This is a genomic window from Arthrobacter sp. TJ-270 (assembly GCF_058269075.1).
In genome coordinates, this window is record NZ_JBZCNB010000001.1 from 866,177 (window position 1) to 890,685 (window position 24,509).

A 24,509-nucleotide genomic window follows, 5' to 3' on the forward strand; every position below is an offset into this window, starting at 1 on the left:
ACCACCTACTCCATCGGTGCTGCGGTGCTGGAGCGCACGATCATCTCTGTATGGGCCGTGTGATTGGTGCGTTCCCCGGACTCGGCCTCGCAGGCGAACAGCTGCAGCATCCGTTCGACGGCCCGGGCCCCCTGCATCGCCGGGTACTGCGCAATCGTGGTCAGCCCGAAGACCTCGCCGAGGTCGTAGCCGTCAATTCCGATCACTGACAACGCGTCGGGTAGCCGCAGGCCCAGGTCCCGCGCGGCGACAATGGTGCCGATGGCCATCTCATCCGATGCACAGAAGACGGCGGTCGGCCGGTTCCTCGGATAGCCCAGCACCTGTTTGGCGCTCGCATATCCGCCCGGAATGGTGAAGTCCGCGTAGGACAGCCACGACTGCACCACTTCGAGCCCGGCGGCCTCCATGGCCACCTCGTAGCCGCGGCGTCGACCTTCGGAGATGTTGAAGTCCTTTGCGGCGTCCTCCGGTCCGCCGATGTACGCAATGCGGCGGTGCCCCAGACTGATCAGATGCTCCGTGGCCAGTTGGGCTATCACGAATTCGTTGACACTGATGGTGTCCGCACCCGGCAGCGGGCCGCCGATACCGACGATCGGCTTACCCACCGCGAGCAGCTGTCCAAGTTCGGTGTCGGACAGCTGCAGCGAAACGGAGATGACGCCGTCGCACCGCTGACGCAGCAGGAATTCGGAGAACACCCGGTCGCGGTGGCCGGCGCCGTCGCTGACGTTGTAGAGCGTGAGGTCATAGCCTGCGTCCAGGAGGGACGCCGCCACACTGTCCACAATCTGGGAGTAGTACCAGCGGTTGACAGACGGCACAACCACGCCCACGTTCCGGTTCCGGCCCGACGCGAGCGACGACGCCGAGAAGGACGGCACGAAGTCCAGCTGTTTCGCGGCCTCAACTACCTTCAACCGAGCGCGTTCCGAGACCTGCCCGTTGCCGCTGAGCGCGCGGGACACCGTGGCCGTGGAGACGCCGGCAAGCGCTGCCACATCCTTGATGCCAACCACGACGCCCTCCCTCAGAGCAATGGACGCGCGCGGGGTCCTTTTAGTTGAGTTTCAACCATACGCACCGATTGGGCGCCAGAATGCCATCAGCACCGGCCCCCGGATGGCTTGCGGCGATAACCGTGCCCGTTGGTACGTAAGTAACAGATTCTCCCATGTTCATGATCACCATGACGTCATTGTTGAGGAAAGCAACGGTATCGGTGTGATCAAAGTCGACGGCCCAGCTCAACGATCCGGCGCCGAGGTGGAGCTGTTTCCGGAGTGCGAGCGCCGAACGGTAGAGGTTAAGGGTGGAGCCTGGGTCGGCCTGCTGAATATCGCGGGCCAGAGATGACCAGTCTTCCGGCTGGGGCAGCCACCCGCCGTTCGCAGACCCGAAGCCATAGTGTTGTTCGTCTGCCCGCCAGGGCAACGGAACCCGGCAACCGTCACGGCCAAGGCGTTCCCCACCCGTGCGGATGAAGGTGGGATCCTGGCGCAGCTCATCCGGGATGGACTGGTGATCCGGCAGGCCAAGCTCTTCACCCTGATAGAGGTAGACACCTCCGGGCAGCGCGAGCATCGCGAGGGAAGCTGCCCGCGCCCGGTCGAGTCCGACGTCCGGATTCTCCTCCTCGAACCGTGTTGCGTGCCGGGTGACGTCGTGGTTGCTCAGCACCCAGGTGGTGGGAGCACCCACGCTGTCGAAGGCCTGCAGCGAGTCGGTGATGATCTCGCGAAGCTTCGCCGCATTCCACGGGTGGTGAAGGTAGGCGAAGTTGAAGGCCTGGTGCATCTGGTCTTCCCGCACCCAGTTGACGAGACGCGACAACGGATCGACGACGGCTTCAGCGCAGAGGATGCGGTCGCCGTCGTACTCGCTCAGGATGGACCGCCACCGGCGGTAGATATCGTGAACACCCTGCTGGCCGAACATCGGCGCCGCATGGCCCGGGTAGCCGTCCGTGGAGCAGCCGTCGGGACGCCCGTGCCAGTCCGGGAGGCCCTCGGCCTTGACCAGGGCGTGCGCAACGTCAACGCGGAAGCCTGTGACGTTGCGGTCCAGCCAGAATCGGAGGATCCGCTCGAACTCGGAATGCACTGCGGGATTGTTCCAGTTGAAATCGGGCTGAGAGGAATCGAAGAGGTGGAGGTACCACTGGCCCGGGTTGCCGTCAGCGTCCACGGTGCGTGTCCAGGCTGACCCGCCGAAGTGGGACTGCCAGTTGTTCGGCGGATTGGAGCCGTCCGGTCCGGTGCCGTCGCGGAAGATGAACATCGCGCGTTCTTCGGATCCCGGCTCAGCTGCGAGGGCTGCCTTGAACAGGACGTGCTCACTCGAGCAGTGGTTGGGGACCAGATCGACGATCAGCCTGATACCCAGTTCGGAGGCGCGGGCCGCGAGCCGGTCGAAGTCATCGAGCGTTCCAAACATGGGGTCGACGTCGCAGTAATCAGCGACGTCGTAGCCGCCGTCGCGCTGTGGCGAGGTGTAGAACGGCGACATCCAGATGGCATCGATGCTGAGGTCGGCCAGGTGGTGCAGCTCTGCGGTGATCCCAGCGAGGTCACCCTGGCCGTCCCCGTTCAGGTCGCGGAAGGACCTCGGGTACACCTGATAAATCACGGACGAGCGCCACCACGCATCATCACTATGTGCTGCGTGGAGAGGTTCGTGGAAATTGGGCGCGACAGGCAGTGCGGACACAGCAGGGGCCAGGGAAACGGCGTTGGACATGTGTACATGCTAGCCGCTACTCGCGAGTACTTGGAAGCGTTTACAGTGATTTGGCAGTGTGATGTTGCACGTCACGATCCAGATTCTGGAGGATCGTTAGCTTGAAGGAGTCCTGCACTGCTGATGGACGGTAAACGCTTGCGAAGGGTTACAGGGAAGCGGCCTTTAGGCGCCGAACCGCTGCTTCCGAGCGGCAATCCTGCACCTAAAGGCCACTTCTGAGGGAAGGCTTCGGCTATTGCTTCTGCCAGGCGCCGCAGCGTCGAGTACTGAAGTGTTGTCCCTCGGTCAGCGTCGCTGTCGGACGTCTGCCGCCGCTGTTACCTGTTGACTCGGTGCTGCAAATTGCGCAAGTCCAGTTCGATGTCACGCCCATTCACGTGGACGACCATCCGTGCATCTTCCACCCCGGCAGCCGTGAGGTAGTCCATCAGGGTGAACAGAAGCATGTCCTCACGTCGCTCGGTCTTGCAAACTACGCTTTGCGCGACTCCCAAACGCTGCGCAAGGTCGTCCTGCGTTAGCTCCGCCGCTTTGCGATAGTCGCCAGGTTCAGCGCGCAGATTCGATCCTCTCGGGAAGCGGCTTCCATAACGCTGGACTGTCTCGGGTGTCTCCCCTACGAAAAGTGGCCCTTAGCTACAGATTCCGCTGCTTCCGAGCAACGATCCTGCGACTAAGGGCCACTTTTGTGCGGGGGTACCCCATTGAAGGTCAGGCATCACCCCACGACGGTGCCGCCTTCCTGATCCGGCACGTCTTGCCTAGAGGGCCCGTATCGTATTGGACCGTGCGGACTCGGGGCTGCTGCCGATCTTGTTCGTGGCAACGACACTGAATGAGTAGTAGCTGCGGGACTGGAGGCCGGTGACCGTGACGCTCGTCGCTGACGCCGAGATGGCGAGCGCCGCGATCCTGCTGGTGCCGGAGTAGACGTAGAGGGTCTGCCCGGTCAGCAGTGAACCGCCGTCGCTGCCCTTGGTCCAGCTGATCTTGGCCGACTTGCTGCCGGCGGTAGCTACCACGTTGGTTGCGGCGGACGGTTTCCTGGCGGTCGTTTCTGTGCCGGCTCCCACGAACAACAACCGGTTCGGAGTGCCTGACGACGCTCCGCCAACAACGCCCGCGGTGGACGTGCCGTTGATGTTCGATGCGACCTGTGCAGGGGTCAGTGCCGGATTCTGGGAGAGCATGACGGCGGCGGCGCCGGCCACATGGGGCGAAGCCATCGAGGTGCCGGACAGCGTTGCTGCAGCCGTGTTTGACGTGTGATAGGTCGAAGCGATGCCCACTCCGGGCCCATACAGGTCGACGCACGAGCCAACGTTGGAGAACGAAGCCTGCCGGTCTGAGGAGTCGCTGGCTGCGACGGTCAGCGCTGCCGATACCCGCGCCGGCGAACTGGTGCACGCGTCGACCGAAGAATTTCCGGCAGCGACCGCGGCGGTGACGCCGTCATTGATAACACCCTGGAGCGCCGCATCAATGGTGGAGTTTGCGCCACCTCCCAGGCTCACGTTCACCACAGCGGGAGTACCCGCTGCGTGGTGGGCGGCCACCCAGTCCAGGCCGGCTACGACGTCGGACATGTACCCACCGCCGTCGCAGTTCAGAACGCGGACCGGAATCACGGTGGAGGACTTGGCAACGCCGTAGGTCGTTCCGGCTACCGAACCGGCGACGTGAGTGCCGTGTCCGTTGCAGTCGGAGGACCCTCGACCGTCGGCGATGGCGGTGTATCCGGACGCTACCCGGCCACCGAAGTCAGCATGGGAAGCGAGGACGCCCGTGTCCACGACATACACGTTCACTCCGGCTCCGGCAGCGGGCGGGGTGTAGGTGGTCGAGAGGGGAAGCGCGCGCTGATCGCTGCGGTCGAGGCCCCATGGTGCATTGGACTGCGTGGCCGAGATCCGCACGGGAAGGTCCTGCTCAACGGCAGCGACGTTTGGAGCGGCAGCAAGCGACGCGGCCTGCGTCGGCGTCGTCGTAACGACGGCGGCACGGACGGCGGTGGAGAAGGTTCGTCCCACAGCCTTGCCTGATTTCCGGAGCGACGCGGCTGCGGCAGCGACGTCGGTGCCAGCCTCATAGCGGACAAGGTAGCGGACCTGCTGTTCCCCTGCCGCGGGGGCAGCCGTTGCGACCGCGCCCGGAACGAATGTGCTGAGTGCCACGGCTGCGACCGTTGCCGCGGCGAGGGAGCGGAATGATGAATGCACGACTTACCTTTCGGGTCCACTTGACTTGTTACTCCGAAGGTAACCAGCCCGCCGGAGCAACATGTCGAACCTTGGGAAAGCCTCGGCTAAACCTGACCAAGGTGATGCAGAAGTTGCGCTTGTCACCCGGTAGTCGTCCGCCGTCGTCAGCGTTCCGTGCCCTCCCGATACCGCCTCTTGACGCGCTGTGTCCGTTTAGGTGACCATGAAACGTCTTTGCTCCTGGGTCTCCTTAGTTGATGGCGGTCATCCATGACGCGGGATACATCATCCGCTTTTTCGTCCCGACTCCCCTCGCATCTGGCCGGCCCTGCCGCGATGGCAGGTGGGTTGCTGGGTGCGCTGGCAATTTTCCTCCATTCCCTCGAACCAATTGGATGCGTCGGAAGTGAGTGCGCCACCCAGCCGATGCGGACGGCGTCGGGCACCGTGACGGGCATCAGTGCTGTGGCTGCTCTATTGGTGCTGGTCGGCTTGGTCGGGCTGACCCTGATGGCGCGTAGATCCAGAGGGCCCCTAAAGCTCATGAATGCCGGCGTGGCGTGTGCCGCCGTCGGCTTCCTGGTCCTGCTCGCAGCGGTGTTTATCCAGGCCGTGTTCTTCGGAGGGGACTTCTCCGGGATGCCGTATCTCGTCGTCGCCGGCATGGTGACCCTCATTGTCGGTTTCGTGCTGATCGGGATCTTCATCCTTCGGTCGGGCGTGCTCCCGCGATGGCTCGGCATCCCGCTCGTGGCAAGTAGCGTGCTGCTGCTGGCCTCGAACGAGCAGACCTCGGCGGTTCTGCTCGCCATTCCGTTCCAGTTCGCCATCGCGGCGGCGGGGTTCTTGATGTGGGATAGAACGAGGCAGCAGCGGGACTCCCGGGTAAGCCAGTTCGGTTGGCCGGCCGTTGATCACTGACACGGTGGCCCACACAATGGTGGAACAGATCGCGGCCACCCGAGGGGTTCTCGATGTCCAGTGCTGAAACGAACCACAATCTGGGAGCCGAAACCGAGTCTCCGTTCGATCGACGGCTGTTGCTGTCCGGGTTCCTGTTCGGCTGCGGGATTGCCGCCTCGATGATCGATTTGTTCATCTTTCATCTCGCCTTGCAGTGGCACCACTTCTACGACCTGTCCACAACCCGCGTTGCGTTGACGACCGACGGCTTCTTTCATGCCTTCGGGTGGTTCATCACCATCTGGGGCCTGTTCCTGCTCGCCGATGTCCGACGCCGGACGCACGTGGCGTGGGGGCGCTGGGCTGGGGCGGTGACCGCCGGCGTCGGGTTCTTCCAACTCCTCGACGGCGTGGTCAGCCACAAACTGCTTGGCATTCACCAGATTCGCTACGAGGTGGACCTGTTGCCTTATGACCTGACCTGGATCGGCTCAGCAATACTCGTCCTGTTGGTCGGCCTGCTCATTCTGTGGCGAACCCGGCCTCGCGCCTCTGCCTGAGGAGCCGGCTATGCATGACCATTCGACGGGCAGCGGGCTGGGGTGGGTGCTGCTCGACTGCGTTGCTGTACTGGTTCTGCTCGCGGCCGCCGTTGGTTATGCTGTAGCGCTTCGGGCTGCGCGGAACCGCGGACGTTGGCCGAGCCGTCGGGCTGTCTTTTGGTATGTGGGACTGGCCTCTGCCGGCGCTGGATACCTCTACGCCGTCGCTGCGGAGACCTTCACCGCGCACATGGTCGGTCACCTGTTGGTCGGGATGGTGGCGCCGTTGCTACTGGTGCTGGCTGCACCTGTCACTCTCGCACTCCGCGCCTTGCCGGTGTCCTCAGCACGGTCGCTCGCGCGTGTTCTCCGTGCCGGTCCGTTTCGGGTCCTGGCTCATCCCGTAGTCGCCTCGACGGTGAACATCGGCGGTCTCTGGCTGCTCTACACCACAGACCTGTATCAGCTCGTGCACTCCTCTGCACTGGTACATGCAGTGGTCCATGTCCACATTTTTCTGGCCGGGTACATCTTTACGGCGTCCATCGTTGGCGTGGATCCCAACCCGCATCCGACGTCGATGCGGCTCCGTTCGGCCGTGCTCATTCTCTTCATCGCCGCCCATTCGATCCTCGCCAAGTGGCTCTATGCCCATCCGCCGACTGGGGTTTCCATCGATGATGCCCGGGTTGGCGCGCAGTTGATGTACTACGGCGGTGATGTCGTTGATGTGACGCTGGTCGTCCTGTTGTTCGCCTGCTGGTACTCGGTGACCCGTCCTCGTGAATCTGTGCTGAGACCGTCGGGTAGCACCGGCGTCGGTAGTGCTCGATCAGGTTTGTCAGAGGTGGGTGATTGAGTGTTTTGTATGGAGATCGGGACCGCGGAGATTGTTGAGGACGCTGATGAGCTGGCTCTTGAGCGCGCTTATGCGGAGGCGGCCTGGGACTGGTCGGAGGATGCGCTTGAGGATGCCCTGTATCCCGACGGTGAGGACGGTGGCGGTTTCGATGCGCACGCGCGTGCGGCGGTGGAGAACGCGTCACCGTATGCTCTGGTGCACCGGCTGCAGGACGCCGGATCCGTGCAGTCCGTGCAGTCCGTGCAGTCCGTGGAGTCCGTGCGGTTCCGGACTCTGACGGACACGTTGGATTTGCTGCGGGCCGCAGACCGGTTGGCGTCGTGGGTCGCAGCGCAGCAGGCGGCGCTGACCGCCGAAGTTTTCCATCAAGTCCAGGACCATGAGGTCTGCCGGAGCGGTAGGGCGGATCCGCGGTTCACCGGGACCTTGGCCGCGCAGGAAATCGCTGCGCTGTTGCGGGTGCCCGGGCGGACCGCGCACCGGATGCTCGGTGAAGCGTTGAGGCTCACCGAGGAACTCCCGGCAACACGCAAAGCGCTTCAGGATGGCCGGATCAGCCCCGTGCAGGCGCAGGTCATCGTGGAGGAATCCGGGTCTATCCCGGTGGAGGCGGTGGCCGGATTCGAGGAGGCAGTCCTGGAAACGGCGGGAGCCTTGACCCGCCCGAAACTCGCCCGGTCCTGCCGGCGGCTGCGTGAGGAACTGCACCCGGAATCCATCACTCTCCGCACAGCCCGGGCGGTCAAGGACCGGGACGTCACGGTCCAGCCCGAGCAGGACGGCATGGCCTGGCTTGGCGCGTACCTGCCCGCGGAGCAGGCACACGGGATCTTCAACCGGGTCGACGCCGCGGCCCGCTCCCTGCAGGGTCCCGAGGAGTCGCGCACCCTGTCCCAGTTACGGGCAGACGTATTCGCTGACGTGCTCACACACACGTGTGCCGGGGATCCGCAGAAGGGCACCGGCTACCGCGGGATCAGCGCGAGCGTGTTCGTCACCGTTCCGGTAATGACCCTCCTCGGCCACCGCAGAACAGACTGGGCTGATACAGACTGGCAGGACGCAACGAACGGGACAACGGCACCCACATCGTCCCGAACAGCAGCAACACTGAATCCCCATGACTGTGCTGGTGACGGGGCTGTAGTGAACGATGCGTCTGTTGCGGAGGACGCAGCGCGCACGGGCGACGTTTCCACGCGTTGCGGCAGGCGCTACTGCACCGCACTCGATCAACAGCAACGTACCGAACCTGACCGGCTGCGCGAACGGGTTGCTTGACGGTTGTGGTCCGATCGATCCGGAAACCGCTCGGAACCTGGCCGCTCACGCGCCGAGTTTCACCAGGATCCTGATCCACCCCGAAACGGGGGCTGTGCTCAGCGTCGGCAGGGACAGATACCGGCCGCCGAAACACCTGAAGGACTGGGTGAGAGTTACCAACCCGACCTGCGTCCACCCCGGGTGCAACCGTTCATCGATGTCCTGCGAAATCGACCACGTCACTCCATGGGCGCACGGCGGGAAAACTGCGCTGGAAAATCTCAGACCTCGGTGCAAGCTCCACCACATGCTCAAAACCGAGGGCATCTGGCCTGCCGGTTTCGATGACGACGGCGCGCCGCGCGTCACTTCACTCGGAGGCAAGACCTACACCACCCTGCCCGAACCCCACCACCCTTCTAACGGCGGGTTGGGGGCGGCGCTGCACCATTCAAGTGCGTGTTGGGAGCATTCAAATGGTTGTCGGAGCGCTGGCTCGAAGGAGCACGGGTGATAGGTTCGCGCCCAAAGTAGGCTCACACCCGGAAAGTAGGCTCGCGCCGGAAGGACCATGACGCCGGCAGGACCAGGAGTCTTAGTCCGACTCGGGCTTATCAACCACGGTTCATCTAAATCGTCGCGGATCGAGACCTATCGACGTGTCCGGACTTGGGCGCTTGAGTCCCCCGCGGTCGGACTCAATCCCCGCGGCTTCAGTCCTCGCGGTCTGTCCCATCCTCGCTGCTGGAGTGGTCCTTATCCGCGCCTTCACCGCGGCCCCCGCCATCTGCGCCTTCACCGCGGCCCCCGCCATCTGCGCCTTCACTGCGCTCCGACGCAGCTCGACGATCCGCTTCCTCCTGGCGTTCCTGCAGCTTCTCTTCGGCCTCCTGCCGCCGGTGCAACATAGCCTGAAGATCCTGGTTCCCGCTGTGCTCATCGGGCGTCTTTGGAGGCAAGCGTTCGTCGTGATGGTGCGCGTCTTCTTGGGAAGTCTCGCTCATGCCAACAATGCTCCCACCGCTCGGAGCGTAAAGGAACAGGTGAGAGCGAGCAAGGCCGGAGCGGGAGAGAACGGACGGGAACCGAAACGACCTGATCAGCGCGAAAGCGCACCCGTCCGGAAGCGCAGAGTCACCAACTGGAACGGCCGCAACGAAAGGGAAACCCCGCCGTCGTCGGAATGCATGAAGTCAACGGAAACTGAACGCTCCAGCAAGTCCGTAGCAACCAGCGACGAGTACTCAAACCCCGCCACTACCACCGCCGAAGCACGACCACCAAACGCCTCATACAACCGCACAACGACGTCGCCGCTGCGGTCCTCCGCGAGCTTCACCGCCTCGACAACCACGGCAGGATTGGACACTGTCACCACCGGATCAACCGACGACGACGCCACCCCGGTCACCGCGCGAACCGGGAGGTTCACCCGGTATCCCTCCGCGACCGCATCAGCAATACCCGAATCCGGCCGCAACGAAAACTCAAAGGTGTGCGGCCCCTGGTCAGCCTGCGGATCCGGGAACAACGGCCCCCGCACCACCGACGCCCGCATCAACGTGTACGGCACACCCGAGCCCGACTCCGAACGGGAAATGTCATATCCGTACGTCGAATCATTCGCCAACGACACCCCGAACCCGGGCTCCCCCACATGCACCCAGCGATGCGCCACCGTCTCAAACCGGGCAGCATCCCACGACGTGTTCGTGACGGTAGGCCGCTGAATGTGCCCGAACTGGATCTCGGACGCGGCCCGGTCCGCCAGGACATCCACCGGGAACGCGAGCTTCAGGAGTTTCTGCTGCTCATGCCAATCAACCTCGATCGACATGTCCACCGCCGTGCCGTCAGCGCTCAGCGAGATCCGCTGAACCAGCCGGGACTTCCCGAACACCCGCTCCACCCGCAGCACCGCACCGACCACATCAACAGCCGCAGCCTCCGTCAGCTCGGTGACGTTGAACTTGTAGTGCTCGTCGATGTCCCATGCGTCCCACTGATTCGGCGTATCCCGGAACAGCTGGAACACATTCCCCCGGGTACCTGCCGGAATGACCTCACGGCCACCCGCAACCAGGGAACTGAACAACCCGTTCTCATCCACCGCCAACCGCAGGGAGTCACTCTCCAGAACAAACGAGGACCCCTCCCGCACCGGCTCATGCTCAGACGACGACGCCACCGCACCTCCCAGCGCAGGCACACCAACGACGTCGTACGGTCCGGCATTCAACACAACCGTCGCCGAACCGGTGCCCAACAGCGCGGCCAGCGCCGCCGAGATGAGCGACTCAAGCGAAGACTGGACGGCCGCATAGTTGCGCTCCGCTTCCTCATGGACCCAAGCAATGGAGGATCCAGGCAGAATGTCGTGGAACTGCTGCAGCAGCACAGTGTGCCAGGCGGTTTCGAGCTCGTCGTACGGATAGGAGAACCCGGAGCGCAGTGCAGCAACAGCACACCAGAGCTCCGCCTCCCGCAACAGGTGTTCACAGCGCCGGTTGCCCTGCTTGGTGCGCGCCTGCGACGTATAGGTCCCGCGGTGGAACTCAAGGTACAGCTCCCCCGACCACACCGGAGCATCCGGATACTCCGACGACGCCGTCTCAAAGAACCTCGCCGGCGACGACATCGTCAACGCAGGCGAGCCCTCCAGGGAAGAAGTCCGTTCAGCAGCCGCCAGCATCTCCCGGGTGGGTCCGCCGCCGCCGTCGCCCCAGCCAAATGGCACCAGCGACGTATTCGCCACACCCTTCTCCCGATAGTTCCGCTGGGCACGGGCGAGGTCACGGCCGCACAGGTCCGAGTTATAGGTGTCTACGGGCGGGAAGTGAGTGAACACCCTCGTGCCGTCGATGCCCTCCCAGTTGAAGGAATGATGCGGGAAGAGATTCGTCTCGTTCCACGAGATCTTCTGCGTCAGAAAGTATTGCGATCCCGCCGCCCGAACAATCTGCGGCAACGCCGCCGAATAGCCGAAGGAATCCGGCAGCCACACCTCCTGCGGCTCCAGCCCGAAGTTCTCGAGGAAGAACCGCTTGCCCGCGACGAACTGCCTCGCCAGCGCCTCGCCACCGGGCATGTTGGTGTCCGACTCCACCCACATGCCGCCCGCAGGCACAAACTGCCCGGACCGGACCTTCTCGGCCACCCGCTCGAACAGGTCCGGATAGGAGGACTTAAGCCAGGCGTACTGCTGCGCTGACGAGGCAGCAAACACAAAGTCCGGGTTACGGTCCATCAGCTCAAGCACGTTGGAAAACGTCCGTGCCACCTTCCGCACCGTCTCGCGCACCGGCCACAGCCATGCGCTATCGATGTGCGCATGCCCGACGGCGTGCATCCGGTGCGCACTCGCATAGGCGGGCGACGCCAGGACACCAGCGAGGCACGCGCGCCCCGCCGCAGCGGTACCTCCGATGTCAGACGGGTCGACCGCGTTCGCCGCCTTCTCCAGCGCGCGCAGGATTTCGTGGCGGCGCGGCAGGTCCACGGGCAACTCATGCATGAGTCCATTCAGGGTCCACACGTCCTGGCCCAGCTCCCACGCCTCCCGATCGAACAGCGCCACCTCCGCCCGGCGCAACGTATAGAGAGGATCAGACCCGGCGGTGGTCAGGGAGCCCAACGGGGTGGGCTGATAGTCGAACCCGTCGATCACATTGGGGTTGGAAGCGGCCTCCACATAGAACTCGACGGCGGCACCGGGCGCCGCATCCAGCGGAACCCACATGTTCAACGGCTCCAGCGCCTTGACCACCCGGCCATCGGGAACATAGACAAGGCCCTCGGCCTGGAAGCCGGGCATGATCGTGGAGAATCCAAGGTCGATCACAGCCTCGACCTCGTGACCGGCGGAGAGTGACCACTCAACCGGCACGGCGCCCGTGAACCGGAACCAGGTGGTCCCCCAGGGCCGTCCCCAGGCGGAGCCCACCATGAACGGCTCGAACCGCTCGGACACCGCCGAGGCAAACGGCACGGGCTCACCCGGGGCCTGCCAGACGGATACCTCGAGGGGTACCGATACCGGCCACACGGCACGCGTCAGCCGTTCGGTGAGCAAACGCTCGATTCGGGCCTCGACCAGGAGACGATTGTCGTGCATTGACCTAACCTTTCAGGGCGCCCGACATGGCGAACGACCCACCGAACACGCGTGAGACAAGAACGTACAAGACAATCACCGGCAGAGCGTAAAGGATCGAGAACGCGGCGAGCTGCCCGTACGCGACTGTCCCGAACTGCCCGAAGAACCGGAAGATACTCACCGCTGCCGGCTGGTTCTCCAGCGAAAACAGCAGTATGAACGGCACAAAGAAGTTTCCCCACGCCTGGATGAACACAAAGATGAAGACGACGCCGATGCCCGGCCGCATCAGCGGCACCACGATGTACCACAGGGCCTTCATCGCGGACGCGCCGTCCACCCACGCCGCTTCCTCCAGCGACACCGGAACCGAATCCATGAAGTTCTTGGTCATCCAGATGGCCATGGGGAGCGAGGTTGCGGCCATGAAGAACGTCGTTGCCGCCAGCGAATCGAGCATGTTCAACTGCACGAACAGGCTGTATACCGGGACCATGATCGCTGTGATTGGCAGGCACGTCCCGAAGAGCACCGTGTAGAGGAACGGCCGGTTGAACCGCGTGTTGAACCGGGACAACGGGTACGCCGCCAGCACCGCCGCGATGGCCGTCAGCGCCGCCGATCCGCCGGAAAGAATCAGGCTGTTCCACAGCGGCAGATACGTCTGTTCCGGCGTCAGGATGGCGGTGAAGTTCGCCAGCGAGAACGACGACGGCAACGCAGTCTCGTACGTCGCCTCAGGGTCGAAGGATGCCAGCACCAGCCAGCTCAGCGGCACCACAAAGCACAAGGCAATAACGGCCAGGACAGCACTCGCGCTCCAACTCGGCGAGCCCCGGCGACCACGGCGGGAGTTACGCGCCGGCGCGGCTACGGGCGCCGCCGTCGTCGTGGAAACCGGCGCGCTCATGAGGGGTTCCTCTCGCGCAGGAGGCGGATGTACGCGAGGGAGAACGCGGCGCCGATGATCAGCATGACCACGGCAATGGCGGTGCCGTAGCCGATGTCGCTGTACCGGAAGGCTTCTTCATAGGCCATGATCGGCAGGGTGGTGCTGCGGTTCGTGGGGCCGCCGGCGGTCATGACGTAGATCAGGGTGAACACCGCGAGCGTCTGCAGGGTGATGAGCATCAGGTTGGTCGCGATACTGCGCCGGATCATCGGAACAGTGACATAGGCCAGCGTCTTCGTGCCGTTAGCGCCGTCGATCTCCGCCGCCTCCGTGACCTCCCGCGGGACGTCGTTCAGCGCGGCCTGGTAAACCATCATTGAGAACGCGGTGCCCCGCCAGATATTCGCCAGGATGATGGCGAGCATCGGGTGCTCGAACAGCCAGTCCACAGCCGGCACGCCCGCAAAGCCGGTGAGCTGGTTCAGCGTCCCGTCGCGGAAGAAGAACGCGTACGCCACGAATGCGGCAACGATCTCCGGCAGCACCCACGCTGCCACCACACACACGCCGACGACGGCGGCAACCGGCCGGTGCGCCCGCCGCATCAGCAGCGCGAGACCGAGTCCCAGGAAGTTCTGCCCGATCACCGCCGAGACCAGTACAAAGACGACGGTGAGCAGCAGTGACTGGGGAAACAACGGATCGGCGAGCAGGGTGGTGTAGTTCTCGAGGCCGATCCACTCGGGGTCCTTCGCGTTGGCGCCGGTGAGCGCCGCGTTGGTAAAGGACCCGTAGAAGGACCACACGATCGGCCCGGCGAGGAAGATGCCGATGAGGATGATTGCGGGCGCGAGGGGCAGGAGTTTCAGCCCGGCAGCCAGGGAGCGGGAGGCCCGTCCGTTGCGCTCCCGCTCCTGCCTGTTGTTCCCGCGGGTGCCGCGGTGCCCGGCGCCGGAGGACGCGCCGCGGGAAGTGACCGTGGAGGAAATGGTTACTCCTCGACGACGTTCTCTTCGCCGACGATCGACGTGAGTGCTTCGTCGTAGGTAGCTGCCGCTTCCTCCGGTGTTGCGCCACCGGTGATGACAGCTTCGGTGGCTTCCTGGACCGCCGTGGAGATCTCGGCGTAGTTCGACGTTGCGGGCCGGTAGTGCGTCACATCGAGCACCGCGGAGACCTCTTCGACAAACGGATTGGCTTCAAGGTACTCGGGCGCTTCCGCGATGTCGCTACGCACTGCGATCTGCGAGTTGTCCACCGTGTACTGCAGCAGGTTTTCCTGGTTCATGGCGGTGGTGAGGAACTCGAACGCTAGCTCCGGGTTCTCCGTGCCCGCGCCGATCGCCAGCGTCCAGCCGCCGGACATACTCACGGCTCCGGGCTCCTGCCCGTCCTGCGTGGGGAACGGCGCAACGCCCATGACGTCGGCGTACTCCGGCCACACGAACATGCCGCCTTCCTGCCAGAACGACGGCGCGTAGGAACCTTCAACGGTGGCTCCCATCCGGTTCTCCGGCAGCATGGTTCCGAGGACGACCTGCCACACGTTGGGGTCGAGGGCTTCGGCCGGTGTGACGGCGAGTTCCTCGTCGTAGAGGGTCTTCAGGAACGCCAGTGAGTCGATGAAACCCTGGGAGCCTACGATCCATTTCTGGGACTCTTCGTCGTAGAGGCTCCCGCTCCCGGTGCCGTACAGCAGTTCGTAGAAGCTCTGCATGACGGTGCCCTCGCCTGTGCCGGTTCCGGCGTACATGCTGAAGGGACGCGATTCGGGCTGCGCTTCCTTGACGGTTCGCGCCATTCCAAGGAGATCGTCCCAGGACTCCGGCTGCCAGGGGACCTCAACACCGGCGTCCTGAAGCACCTGCTTGTTGTACCAGATGACCCGGGTGTCGGTGCCGAGGGGCACCGCGTAGATGCTGCCGTCGTCGGCCTTTCCTGCTTCCTTCGCGGCTTCATTGAAAGCGTCCCACTCGTCCCATCCGGCCAGGTGCTCGTCGAGGTTCAGCACGTAGCCCGCCTCAACGTCGGAGCGCAGGCGGAAGCTGTCCTCGTAGAAGACGTCTGGAGCGGTGTCCGGCGAGCGCTGTGACAGCGCGAGGCGGGTGTTGTAATCCTCGTCGGTGCCTTCGACCGGTTCCAGTTCCACCGTGACGCTCTCGTTGGCGGCTTCGAACTGTTCCTTGGTGGTCTGCATCAGGGTGTCCAGCGGTGAGGCGTCGCCGGCTTTCTGATAGATGATCCGCAGCGATTGGTTGGAGGCTTCCTCCCTCTCTCCGTCACCGTCACCGGAGCAGCCGCTCAACACGAGCAATGCGGCAAGCGCCGCCGCTGGGAGGGTTCGAGAGGCGCCGCGCATGGTTTCTCCTTTGAAACTAAGGCATCGGGAGACTTCCGATACCGGAATAGTACGTCGAGTGGATTTAAGGCACAATGGCCCCGGAAACCTTTCCTGCAACTCCGGTGACTTCCCGACGTCGTCGGTCACCACAGCTGCAAAAGTTCCAGGACCACCGTGCCGAAACCCTTATCCGATGAGGCCTCCGACCACCCTATCGCTCAGCGCAGGCCTCAAACAGAGCCGCGCTACAGTTCCTCGAGCAAGGCTTGCATCTCCTGAATCTCAGCTTCCTGTGATTCGGCAATGTCCTCGGCGAGCGCGATGGCTTCGGGATTCTCGCCGTTCCTGATCTCTTCACTGGCCATGTCAACGGCGCCGACGTGATGCGCGGTCATGGACTCGAGGAATATCCGGGCTGCTTCCTCGCCTTCCGCGGATTCGAGTTCGGCCATCTGATCCTCGCTCAACATGCCGGCCTCGCCGTCCATTGCGCCCATGTGGTGCCCATCCATACCGCCTTCGATCTCAACGGGTTCGCCCCAGGCTTCCAGCCAGCCGGTCATGGTTTCGATCTCGGGTGCCTGCGCATCCTTGATCCGCGTGGCCAGGTCCGTAACTTCCGGGCTGATGTTGTCCTTGGCGAACATGATGGCGCTCATCTCCACGGCCTGCTCGTGGTGGGGAATCATCATCTGCGCGAACATGACGTCGACATTGTTGTGCCGGGCGGAGCCTGCTTCGGCAGCGGATTGGTTGGTCGCCCCGGTTTCCTGCGTTGGAGTGGGCGGGTCGCTTGCCGGCCCGGTCTCGCTGCCACAACCTGCGAGGGCAATAACGGCTGCAACGCTCAGCGCTGACAGGGAAAGGTAACGCTTCATGGTGATCTGATCCTTCTGGTTCTACTGGAAGTCTTCCGTGGTGTATTCAGCTCCTGCCTGGCGGAAGTCAGGTCCGGCTGATACAGAGTCGGATCAGCGAAGGAGCTGGTATGGACAGGGGGTGCAGCCGGATAAACGGTGGACCGCGCAGCAGCACAGAGCCGGGGACGAGCCTCCCGGCGCGAAGCAGGAACGCCAGGATGGTGACCACAATGAAAGCGAGGACGCAGAGCCCCAGTGCAGCGGCGCCCTCGTCATGGTGGGAGACAGGCGCGACGGCGGTCGGCACCGTGTCGGCCACCGTGCGCGAATCGTGGGCCACCGCATGGGAGCCGTGGACCATCGCATGGGAACCGTAGGCCACAGCATGGGACCCGTGCGTGGCTGTTGGACCGTGGCCGCCCATCCAGACGTGCATCGCAAGGATCCCGACGATCACGGCCGTGAGGCCAAGGAAGCCTGCGACGGCGCGCGGAACGGCCAGGGCTGCCCAGACCTTCCCTATGCCGCTCATCGCCGCTGCCTTCCTGCTCATCGAATCCAATGTAGTCAACTAGTTGCAAATGCGTTCGGGGCTGAGGTCGATCCGGCGCAGCAGCTGCGCATTCAGCGCGACCACAATCGTCGACACACTCATCAGAACCGCGCCCGCCGCTGGCGAGAGGACAATGCCCGCGAACGCGAGCACCCCTGCAGCGAGCGGAACAGCGAGGACGTTGTACCCTGTGGCCCACACCAGGTTCTGGATCATCTTCCGGTAGCTGGCCCGGGACAGGTCGATCATCGCCAGAACCGATCGGGGATCGTTTCCTGCAAGCACGACCCCGGCAGATTCCATCGCGACGTCGGTACCGGCACCGATCGCGATGCCGACTTCGGAACGGGCCAGCGCCGGTGCGTCATTCACGCCGTCTCCGACCATCGCTACCTTCAGTCCGCGGGACTGCAGTTCGGCCACCTTGGAGTCCTTGTCCTGCGGCAGCACATCAGCGAAGACCTCATCGATGCCCAACTCGGAACCCACCGCGTCCGCCACCTGCCGTGCATCCCCGGTGATCATGGCGACCTTCACCCCGCGGTCCTGCAGGGCCTTGACGGCGGCCCGCGACTCGTCGCGGACGCGGTCCTCAAGCCTCAGTGCGCCGATGACCGCACCATCTTGCACCACGTGCAGTACGGAGGCGCCGCGGGCAATCCACTCCTGGACTGCACCCGCCAGGTCCGGCGGCGTATCCAGGGCGAGTTCCCTCAGCATGTTCGGCCCGCCGACAGCAACCGAGGCGCCGTTGACCGTTGCGCGGACACCGCGTCCGGTCATGGAGGAGAACGCGTTCCCCCGGAACCCGAACGCCGCTGCTTCCGGATTGTCCGCTGCCGCCTGGACGATGGCCCGGGCAACCGGATGCTCGCTGTCGGATTCGGCTGCACCCGCCAGGGCGAGCATCTCCGCTTCGCCGACTCCCCCGGTTGCGGTGGCCGCGGTGACGGCAGGGCGTCCTTCGGTGAGGGTGCCGGTCTTGTCGAACAGGACGACGTCGATGGTCCGCATGCGCTCAAGGGCCATCCGGTTCTTGATCAGTACCCCGCCCTTCGCTGCACGCTCCGTGGAAATGGCAATCACGAGCGGGATGGCCAACCCAAGCGCGTGCGGGCACGCAATGACCAGCACCGTAACGGTGCGGATCACCGCGTCATTCGGGCTGCCCAGCAGCAGCCAGGCGATGAAGGTGATGATGCCTGCGATCAGGGCGAAGTAGAACAGAAGCGCCGCCGCACGGTCGGCAAGGGCCTGGGCTTTGGACGATGAGGCCTGTGCCTCTGCGACCAGGCGCTGGATCCCCGCCAGCGTGGTGTCCGACCCGACGGCGGTGACCTTAACCCGCACTGCGTTGTCGGTAGCGACCGTGCCGGCGACCACCGAATCGCCGGGGGCGCGGGAGACTGTGCGGGATTCGCCGGTGATCATAGACTCGTCGAACTCTGCTGCGCCGTCGACAATGTCACCATCGGCCGGCACTCTGGCACCGGACCGGACAAGGACAACGTCCCCGGGAACCAGGTCGCTGACCGGGACCGTTTCGATCCCCGCTTCGGTGACCCTGTCAGCTTCGTCCGGCAGCAGCGCTGCCAGTGCGTCGAGCGCTCCGGCGGCTGAGCCGAGGGCGCGCATCTCCATCCAGTGGCCCAAAAGCATGATGACAACCAGCAAGGCCAGCTCCCACCAGAAGTCGAGGTTGAAGTTCCCGATTCCGAGGGTGGTGATCCAGGACGCGATGAATGCGACACTGATGGCCATGGCAATCAGCAGCATCATCCCGGGCTGGCGGGACTTCAGCTCCGTGATGCCGCCCCTGAGGAACGGCGCACCGCCGTAGAAGAAGATGACCGTTCCCAGCAGCGGCGAGATCCACAGGGAGCCGGGAAACTCTGGGGGTGTGTAACCCACGATCATGGCGAACATGTGGCTGAACAGGACAACCGGAACAGCCAGAATCAGACTGATCCAGAAGCGATTCCGGAACATGGCCGTGGAGTGCCCGGCATGCTGGCCATGCGTATGGACTTCGTGGTCGGCATCCTGATGCCCTGCGGAGTGGCGCTGTACGTCATCGAGGGCGGATTGCGGGTGGGGCGCAGGCATGGCCTGGCCGTGTGTCTCGTGATCTGACACCGACGGGCCTGCCTGGCTGTGCGTCTGGTGTTTCATTGTTGATTCTCCTTCGGTCACACGGGACGGATGTCCCGGACCTCGAAATCAGGCATTGCTGTTGTATGGCCGCACCTGCCCGTCCGCGGAGTGTGCCGCCGCGGCGGAGAGGTCCGGCAAATGGTGACGGTGACGGTAACCAACACCGTGACCATGGGGGCGGCGCAGCACGCGCATCCGGTAGTTCTACACGCCGGCTCCAGCCGTATCGAGAGACCTTCAAGGAGTAAACGGCCCTGTCTGGGCTTGGACTTCCTGCTCCGGTAGGAACGAATGTATACCCCCGGGGGGTATGTGTCAACCCCGAAGGGAACGGGAATTATGCGTTCGAAAATCAGCGTGCCAGCATCAGCCGCTCTGCCCGCGGACCAAGCGTTCGCTCGAGCATGAGGCAGGCGGCACCGACCGCGGCGACGTCGTGACCGATGCCGGTGGAAACCACCTCCACCGGGTGGATGCTGCGTGCGGCACGGAAGTCCAATAACGACGACGGCACGATCTCCAGATACCGGTTGGCCAGCGGCGCCCAGAATGGTCCCCCGAACACCACGCGGTCAACGTCGAGCACGTTGACCAGTACCGAGACTGCCCGTGCGGTGCGGACGGCAGCCCTGGTGATGATGTCGCATGCCACCTTGTCGCCCGCCTCCGCCGCAGCGCACAACTGCAGCAGCCCGTCAGCCACATCGCCGTTGCGGTGATCCTCCTCGCTCAGCACTCCGCGCTCTTCCGCCTCGCGGACCAATGACTGCGGATCGCACGTCACCGCAATACAGCCGCGCATTCCGCAGGGGCACTCCGGCCCGTTGGGGTCCGCGACGATATGCCCGATCTCACCGGCGTTCCCCGAGCTCCCGCGCAGCACTTCGCCGTTAACAACGATGCCGCAGCCAATACCCGTCCCGATGTAGATGAACACGAAGCTCTGCGTGCTCTCCTGTCCACCGCCCCAGATCTCGGCGACCGCAGCCGCCGTCACGTCCTTCTCCACAAAGACCGGCATTTCGGTAGCCTCCGCCAGGGCATCGCGCAGCGGAACGCGATCCCAGCCAAGCAGGAGCGGAGGGTTGACGACGGTGCCCGCAGGCTGGTCGATGGGCCCCGGAGGTGCCACCCCGATTCCCTCAATGCGTGCTGGGTCCACCGAAGACTCCGCGAGCAGCGTGCGTATCTCGCCTGCAATTGCGTCGATAATCTGCCCTGGTTCTGTCCCTATCGGCGTTTCACGGACACGGCGCTGTATCACGGCGCCCATCAGGTCCATCAGCACCACAGTCATCAGCGCCGGGTCCAGGTGCACGCCGATGGCGTACCGGCCGGACGGGTTGATGCGCAGGATGGTCCGCGGCTTGCCCGGGCCGGTGCCCGATTTCCCCGCCTCTACAATCAGTTCCTCCGCCAGCAGGCGGCGGGTGATGTTGGAGACAGCCTGCGGGGACAAGCCGATCAAATCCACCAGCTCAACCCTGCTCAGGCCCTCATTGGAACGGCGAATGGCATCGAGAATGACACTCTGGTTGAAGTCCCCCATCCGGGGGAGATTGGTGCCACGTCGCACGTCTGGTGCCTTTCGCTCAGAGGCGGCTGATGCACGATACTACCGCCACTTTTCAGCAAGGCAACGAGCACGTCGCTAGACTCGGCAGAACCTGCAACAACACAGGTCGAATCAAGGGGACGAGTCTTGGGTGCAACCGCCGAGTTCGATGCTGCCCTGGGCACTGCCCTGGTGGTTGACTCCGACGTCGACCTGCTCAACGAGCTGGCGAACAGCCTTCGGGACGCCGGTTTCTCGGTGGCCGCTCACAGCACCGTCGGCCCGGCGATCGAGGTAGCGCTCGAGGGCACCGCTGATGTCGCCGTCGTCGGCGCTGAGATCGCACTCGAGTATCTGGCAACCATCGCGAAGGAAGCCGACCATCTGCTCCCGCGAAACATCCCCGTGGTACTGACCGCGAAGACGGCGGAACAGGTCATCTCCCACCCCGAGCTGGCAATGCGCTCGAGCGACTACCTGCTGCTGCCCATCGCAACCGATGATCTGCTGCACCGGGTCAACACTGCTATCCATCGCAACCGGCTGCGCGAGGAACGGCGCCATGAGTCGGCGTTCCTGCGGGACCGGGTGCGGCGCATCTCCGACGAACTTCGCCAGACCAATGAGCCGTCCCGGATGGTCGAGAAGGCGCTGCAGGGAATCGGCGAAGCACTTGATGCCGAAGACGTGACGCTGCACATTTTCGACGACGGGCGCATCTCCTGCGATTCTGCACGCTGGCAGCGCGGGGATGGGAGCGTGCAGCCCAGCGACGTCACCGATCTGCTGGACGAACTGAGGGTCGTCGGTACCGAACTGTGGCGCACCTCCGGCTCACTCGCGGTGATCGCCGGGCAGCTCGACGAAGTCCCCGATACCCTACCCAACATCCACGCCCGCATGGCCGGCTTCACGCGCAGCGGACTCCTGCTGCCCATCGGCGAAGGCGCAACGCCATTCGGCCTGCTCTGGATTGTCGCCGACCGCGGCGCCCGCAAATGGTCCAGTGCCGAAATTGCCCTGCTCCAGCACCTGCTCGGCAACCTGGCGCACGGAATGGTTCAGGGGCAGTTGATAGTCGGTCAGCAGCAGGTGGTGGACCGCCTCCGGGAGCTCGACGCCGCCAAGGACGGCTTCGTGGCGACGGTGCACCATGAGCTGCGAACTCCCCTGTCCTCGATTCTTGGCTACATTGAACTGCTGCAGGACGGCGACGGCGGTGAACTGCCGGCCGAAGCACAGAGAATGTTGAAAGTCATCGAGCGCAACGGCCAGCGGTTGAGCACACTGGTGGAGAACGTCCTGGCACTGTCTGTGCTCGACTCCGGCACCGAACTCGGGTCGGCCCCGATCGACCTCGTTCCACTGCTTGATTCGGTGGTGACAGACCTGCTGCCGCTCGCCGTCAGGAAACGTGTCTCGATCCAGCTCGCGCCCGCCGATTCGCCCCAGCGAATCAGGGGAATGCGCGAGCTCCTGGAGCGCGTCTTCGTGAACGTGCTGTCCAACGCAGTGAAATTCACGCCCGACGGCGGCTTGGTCACCCTGAGCTTCCTGTCCGACGACGCCACGGTGCGCGTAACAATCGAGGACTCCGGCATCGGCATCCCCGAGGAAGAACTCCCCCATTTGTTGACCCGTTTCTATCGGGCTTCCAATTCGGTTGCGGCCGAGATTCCGGGAACCGGTCTTGGGCTGTCCATCGCAGCGCAGGCCGTGCAACGGCACGGTGGGCAGCTGTCCGTCCACTCCGAGCTGGGCGTCGGCACGACGGTCAGCATTGAGCTGCCGCGGATATGAGGAACGGTTCTGTGGCACCAGGGACTGTGGGGAGACTCGACGGCAACCGAAGGAACGCTACGCTGCTGAACGCTCCGACGGTCACCGCGCGGACGGCAGAAATCTCCACCAGTGCGGCGTTCTGTCCTCTCGGGAACAGGACCTACCCCCTCAGTGTGGCCCACGAAACTCAAGGATGTGCGCGAGGCTCCTCAAGATTTGGGAAAGACATTCGGGTAACCCGGCTCCCCGGGCACGCCCTCGTCTGGCAAGGTACTGAGTATGGGTACTGATTCTTTCGAGCGCACGGCAGTGATCGTGGAGGACGATTCTGACATCCGCGAGCTCCTGGTACTCACCCTTTCGATGGTCGGATTCAACATCATCGAGACAGCAAGCGGCAGGGAAGCTCTGGACCTCGTGCGGGAGCACCAGCCGGACCTCGTCACGCTGGACCTGAATCTGCCGGACCTCGACGGGATGGAGGTCTGCCGTCAGCTGCGGCCCCAGACGGACGCCTACATCGTCATGATCACGGCTCGCGTCGAGGAGATCGAACGCGTAATGGGGCTGGAGATCGGCGCCGACGATTTCATCGTCAAGCCCTTCAGCCCGCGTGAGGTGCGGGCAAGGGTTGCGGCGATGTTCCGCCGCCCGAGATCCTTCGTTGACGGCGGGGCCGCCCCCGGCACGGCAGTTCAGGGTAACGGCGACGGGACGCGGAACACCGCGGAAGGTGACGGGGCCGTCGTCGTGCATGGTGCCCTGTCTGTGGATGTCGAGGGGCGGGTGGCGCGCCTCAACGGTGAGGAACTGCCGCTGACAAAGATCGAGTTCGATCTGCTCGCCACCCTGATCACCGGCTCGCGCCGCGTGTGGTCACGGGAAACCCTGTTGGAGCGCGTGTGGGGTGAGGGCTGGACGGACGATCATCACCTCGTGGAGGTGCACATCCGGAACCTGCGGAAGAAACTCGGTGAGGACACCAGGGAACCGCGGTTCATCAAGACTGTCCGTGGTGTCGGCTACCGGATGATGCCGGTCGACTAGCCCTGGGCCCTGTGTCTCCCGTGAGTCGGGTTGAAGCCGGGACTGGCGGCGCCGCCGTCGCCTGAATCGGCCAGGCAGGTGAGGAACCGCTCGGCTTCCCGCACGAGCGTCGGCAGACAGCCGGTCCGGCGACCGGCCCGGATATCCGTGAGGCACTGGGACACCACGTGCTGAAGCCGGGGTGCGCCGACCATGCTCGAACCCACCTTGAGGCTGAGCAGCGTGGCCAGCGCAGCCTGCTCGTCCTTCGAGCGAATCTCGGTGGTGAGGGCCTGAATGCGCTGCGGGAGGAGCCTGGCGAAGTTATCGCGATAGCGCAGGGCATCCGCCACGGCGGGCAGCTCATCGGCGAGCCGTGCAATAACCTCCGGTCGGTGCACGGGGAGATGCTCAGGCACGCACTCCGCCGGTTCCAGGTTCGATGCCGGTTTCGCGGGTAGAGCCCAGTTCAGTTTGCTCTTCAGCCAGGCCAACCTCACGCGCTCCCAACCCGTCGACGAAATCTATCTCCGGGCCGGCGAACGGTCCGCCCCGGAGAAGTCTGTTCCCACTGTGAACCACATACTTCAAGCCACCGCGTCCTTTTGGGCGAAGCTTTCCTCAAGAATGCTGAATACCCCGGGCAGGCTCATCTTCTCCTCCCCGGACAATCCGGAAGAGGCTTTGTGTTGAACTAGAGTCAACAGGGAGTTTCGGCGACCGGAAGAGGGAGG

General features: G+C 64.1%; 22 protein-coding genes. 8 read left to right on the top strand and 14 right to left on the bottom strand.

Features of this window, described 5'->3' with window-relative positions; all coding sequences use genetic code 11:
• Positions 1-5: 5 nt before the first annotated feature.
• The gene (locus AC4D2M_RS04150) at positions 6-1,022 is read right to left on the bottom strand and encodes a LacI family DNA-binding transcriptional regulator (RefSeq protein ID WP_490890213.1); all 1,017 of its coding nucleotides are present in this window, start codon (positions 1,020-1,022) and stop codon (positions 6-8) included.
• A 40-nt stretch (positions 1,023-1,062) separates the two neighbouring features.
• Entirely contained in the window at positions 1,063-2,742 is a 1,680-nt protein-coding gene (locus AC4D2M_RS04155) for a glycoside hydrolase family 13 protein (protein WP_490890215.1), read from the bottom strand.
• A 335-nt stretch (positions 2,743-3,077) separates the two neighbouring features.
• On the opposite strand from AC4D2M_RS04155, the gene AC4D2M_RS04160 reads away from it, so the two are divergent.
• Positions 3,078-3,266, top strand: coding sequence for a hypothetical protein (locus tag AC4D2M_RS04160; protein ID WP_490890216.1), 189 nt, complete (start codon positions 3,078-3,080; stop codon positions 3,264-3,266).
• A 240-nt stretch (positions 3,267-3,506) separates the two neighbouring features.
• Here the strand turns inward: AC4D2M_RS04160 and AC4D2M_RS04165 are convergent, their stop codons facing one another.
• A complete protein-coding gene (locus AC4D2M_RS04165; RefSeq protein WP_490890218.1) occupies positions 3,507-4,964 on the bottom strand; it encodes a S8 family serine peptidase in 1,458 nt (485 codons plus the stop codon).
• Between the two features lie 252 nt (positions 4,965-5,216).
• On the opposite strand from AC4D2M_RS04165, the gene AC4D2M_RS04170 reads away from it, so the two are divergent.
• The 5 genes from AC4D2M_RS04170 to AC4D2M_RS04190 all read left to right on the top strand — a co-directional run bounded on the left by AC4D2M_RS04170 (position 5,217) and on the right by AC4D2M_RS04190 (position 9,030).
• Positions 5,217-5,867: a hypothetical protein gene (locus AC4D2M_RS04170; protein WP_490890220.1), complete on the top strand. Its 651-nt coding sequence runs from the start codon at positions 5,217-5,219 to the stop codon at positions 5,865-5,867.
• A gap of 53 nt (positions 5,868-5,920) precedes the next feature.
• A complete protein-coding gene (locus AC4D2M_RS04175; RefSeq protein WP_490890221.1) occupies positions 5,921-6,409 on the top strand; it encodes a DUF2243 domain-containing protein in 489 nt (162 codons plus the stop codon).
• Between the two features lie 10 nt (positions 6,410-6,419).
• Positions 6,420-7,250 (top strand): cytochrome c oxidase assembly protein, encoded by an 831-nt coding sequence (locus tag AC4D2M_RS04180; protein ID WP_490890223.1) that lies wholly within the window; start codon positions 6,420-6,422, stop codon positions 7,248-7,250.
• A 9-nt stretch (positions 7,251-7,259) separates the two neighbouring features.
• Complete coding sequence (locus tag AC4D2M_RS04185; RefSeq protein ID WP_490890224.1) at positions 7,260-8,534, top strand: DUF222 domain-containing protein; 1,275 nt, start codon at positions 7,260-7,262, stop codon at positions 8,532-8,534.
• Positions 8,535-8,733: 199 nt separating this feature from the next.
• Positions 8,734-9,030 (top strand): HNH endonuclease signature motif containing protein, encoded by a 297-nt coding sequence (locus AC4D2M_RS04190; RefSeq protein ID WP_490890226.1) that lies wholly within the window; start codon positions 8,734-8,736, stop codon positions 9,028-9,030.
• A 199-nt stretch (positions 9,031-9,229) separates the two neighbouring features.
• On the opposite strand, the gene AC4D2M_RS04195 is transcribed toward AC4D2M_RS04190, so the two are convergent.
• The 9 genes from AC4D2M_RS04195 to AC4D2M_RS04235 form a co-directional block, all read right to left on the bottom strand.
• On the bottom strand, positions 9,230-9,520 hold the full coding sequence (locus AC4D2M_RS04195; protein ID WP_490890228.1) for a hypothetical protein: 291 nt from the start codon (positions 9,518-9,520) through the stop codon (positions 9,230-9,232).
• Between the two features lie 95 nt (positions 9,521-9,615).
• On the bottom strand, positions 9,616-12,630 hold the full coding sequence (locus AC4D2M_RS04200) for an alpha-mannosidase (RefSeq protein WP_490890230.1): 3,015 nt from the start codon (positions 12,628-12,630) through the stop codon (positions 9,616-9,618).
• A 4-nt stretch (positions 12,631-12,634) separates the two neighbouring features.
• Positions 12,635-13,522: a carbohydrate ABC transporter permease gene (locus AC4D2M_RS04205; RefSeq protein WP_490890231.1), complete on the bottom strand. Its 888-nt coding sequence runs from the start codon at positions 13,520-13,522 to the stop codon at positions 12,635-12,637.
• Positions 13,519-14,313, bottom strand: a complete 795-nt coding sequence (locus AC4D2M_RS04210; RefSeq protein WP_490890430.1) for a carbohydrate ABC transporter permease — start codon at positions 14,311-14,313, stop codon at positions 13,519-13,521. Before AC4D2M_RS04210 ends, AC4D2M_RS04205 begins: the two co-directional genes overlap by 4 nt.
• A 182-nt stretch (positions 14,314-14,495) precedes the next feature.
• Entirely contained in the window at positions 14,496-15,863 is a 1,368-nt protein-coding gene (locus AC4D2M_RS04215; protein WP_490890233.1) for an extracellular solute-binding protein, read from the bottom strand.
• Between the two features lie 227 nt (positions 15,864-16,090).
• Entirely contained in the window at positions 16,091-16,723 is a 633-nt protein-coding gene (locus AC4D2M_RS04220; protein ID WP_490890235.1) for a DUF305 domain-containing protein, read from the bottom strand.
• 67 nt (positions 16,724-16,790) lie between these two features.
• On the bottom strand, positions 16,791-17,258 hold the full coding sequence (locus AC4D2M_RS04225) for a hypothetical protein (protein ID WP_490890236.1): 468 nt from the start codon (positions 17,256-17,258) through the stop codon (positions 16,791-16,793).
• An 18-nt stretch (positions 17,259-17,276) separates the two neighbouring features.
• Entirely contained in the window at positions 17,277-19,430 is a 2,154-nt protein-coding gene (locus AC4D2M_RS04230; protein ID WP_490890238.1) for a heavy metal translocating P-type ATPase, read from the bottom strand.
• A gap of 334 nt (positions 19,431-19,764) precedes the next feature.
• The gene (locus tag AC4D2M_RS04235) at positions 19,765-20,961 is read right to left on the bottom strand and encodes an ROK family transcriptional regulator (RefSeq protein WP_490890432.1); all 1,197 of its coding nucleotides are present in this window, start codon (positions 20,959-20,961) and stop codon (positions 19,765-19,767) included.
• Positions 20,962-21,114: 153 nt separating this feature from the next.
• Here AC4D2M_RS04235 and AC4D2M_RS04240 point away from each other — a divergent pair, with 153 nt between their 5' ends.
• The gene (locus AC4D2M_RS04240; protein WP_490890239.1) at positions 21,115-22,767 is read left to right on the top strand and encodes a sensor histidine kinase; all 1,653 of its coding nucleotides are present in this window, start codon (positions 21,115-21,117) and stop codon (positions 22,765-22,767) included.
• Positions 22,768-23,028: 261 nt separating this feature from the next.
• Positions 23,029-23,796: a response regulator transcription factor gene (locus AC4D2M_RS04245; RefSeq protein ID WP_490890241.1), complete on the top strand. Its 768-nt coding sequence runs from the start codon at positions 23,029-23,031 to the stop codon at positions 23,794-23,796.
• Here the strand turns inward: AC4D2M_RS04245 and AC4D2M_RS04250 are convergent.
• A complete protein-coding gene (locus AC4D2M_RS04250) occupies positions 23,793-24,194 on the bottom strand; it encodes an Hpt domain-containing protein (protein ID WP_490890243.1) in 402 nt (133 codons plus the stop codon). The genes AC4D2M_RS04245 and AC4D2M_RS04250 overlap by 4 nt on opposite strands.
• Complete coding sequence (locus AC4D2M_RS04255) at positions 24,187-24,366, bottom strand: hypothetical protein (protein WP_490890244.1); 180 nt, start codon at positions 24,364-24,366, stop codon at positions 24,187-24,189. Before AC4D2M_RS04255 ends, AC4D2M_RS04250 begins: the two co-directional genes overlap by 8 nt.
• Between the last annotated feature and the right edge of the window lie 143 nt (positions 24,367-24,509).

Coding starts and splice junctions, on each gene's coding strand:
- AC4D2M_RS04155 (WP_490890215.1), bottom strand. CDS start 2,742: ATGTCCAACGCCGTTTCCCTGGCCCCTGCTGTGTCCGCACTGCCTGTC.
- AC4D2M_RS04170 (WP_490890220.1), top strand. CDS start 5,217: ATGACGCGGGATACATCATCCGCTTTTTCGTCCCGACTCCCCTCGCAT.
- AC4D2M_RS04175 (WP_490890221.1), top strand. CDS start 5,921: ATGTCCAGTGCTGAAACGAACCACAATCTGGGAGCCGAAACCGAGTCT.
- AC4D2M_RS04180 (WP_490890223.1), top strand. CDS start 6,420: ATGCATGACCATTCGACGGGCAGCGGGCTGGGGTGGGTGCTGCTCGAC.
- AC4D2M_RS04185 (WP_490890224.1), top strand. CDS start 7,260: ATGGAGATCGGGACCGCGGAGATTGTTGAGGACGCTGATGAGCTGGCT.
- AC4D2M_RS04190 (WP_490890226.1), top strand. CDS start 8,734: ATGTCCTGCGAAATCGACCACGTCACTCCATGGGCGCACGGCGGGAAA.
- AC4D2M_RS04195 (WP_490890228.1), bottom strand. CDS start 9,520: ATGAGCGAGACTTCCCAAGAAGACGCGCACCATCACGACGAACGCTTG.
- AC4D2M_RS04200 (WP_490890230.1), bottom strand. CDS start 12,630: ATGCACGACAATCGTCTCCTGGTCGAGGCCCGAATCGAGCGTTTGCTC.
- AC4D2M_RS04205 (WP_490890231.1), bottom strand. CDS start 13,522: ATGAGCGCGCCGGTTTCCACGACGACGGCGGCGCCCGTAGCCGCGCCG.
- AC4D2M_RS04215 (WP_490890233.1), bottom strand. CDS start 15,863: ATGCGCGGCGCCTCTCGAACCCTCCCAGCGGCGGCGCTTGCCGCATTG.
- AC4D2M_RS04220 (WP_490890235.1), bottom strand. CDS start 16,723: ATGAAGCGTTACCTTTCCCTGTCAGCGCTGAGCGTTGCAGCCGTTATT.
- AC4D2M_RS04225 (WP_490890236.1), bottom strand. CDS start 17,258: ATGAGCAGGAAGGCAGCGGCGATGAGCGGCATAGGGAAGGTCTGGGCA.
- AC4D2M_RS04230 (WP_490890238.1), bottom strand. CDS start 19,430: ATGAAACACCAGACGCACAGCCAGGCAGGCCCGTCGGTGTCAGATCAC.
- AC4D2M_RS04235 (WP_490890432.1), bottom strand. CDS start 20,961: ATGGGGGACTTCAACCAGAGTGTCATTCTCGATGCCATTCGCCGTTCC.
- AC4D2M_RS04245 (WP_490890241.1), top strand. CDS start 23,029: ATGGGTACTGATTCTTTCGAGCGCACGGCAGTGATCGTGGAGGACGAT.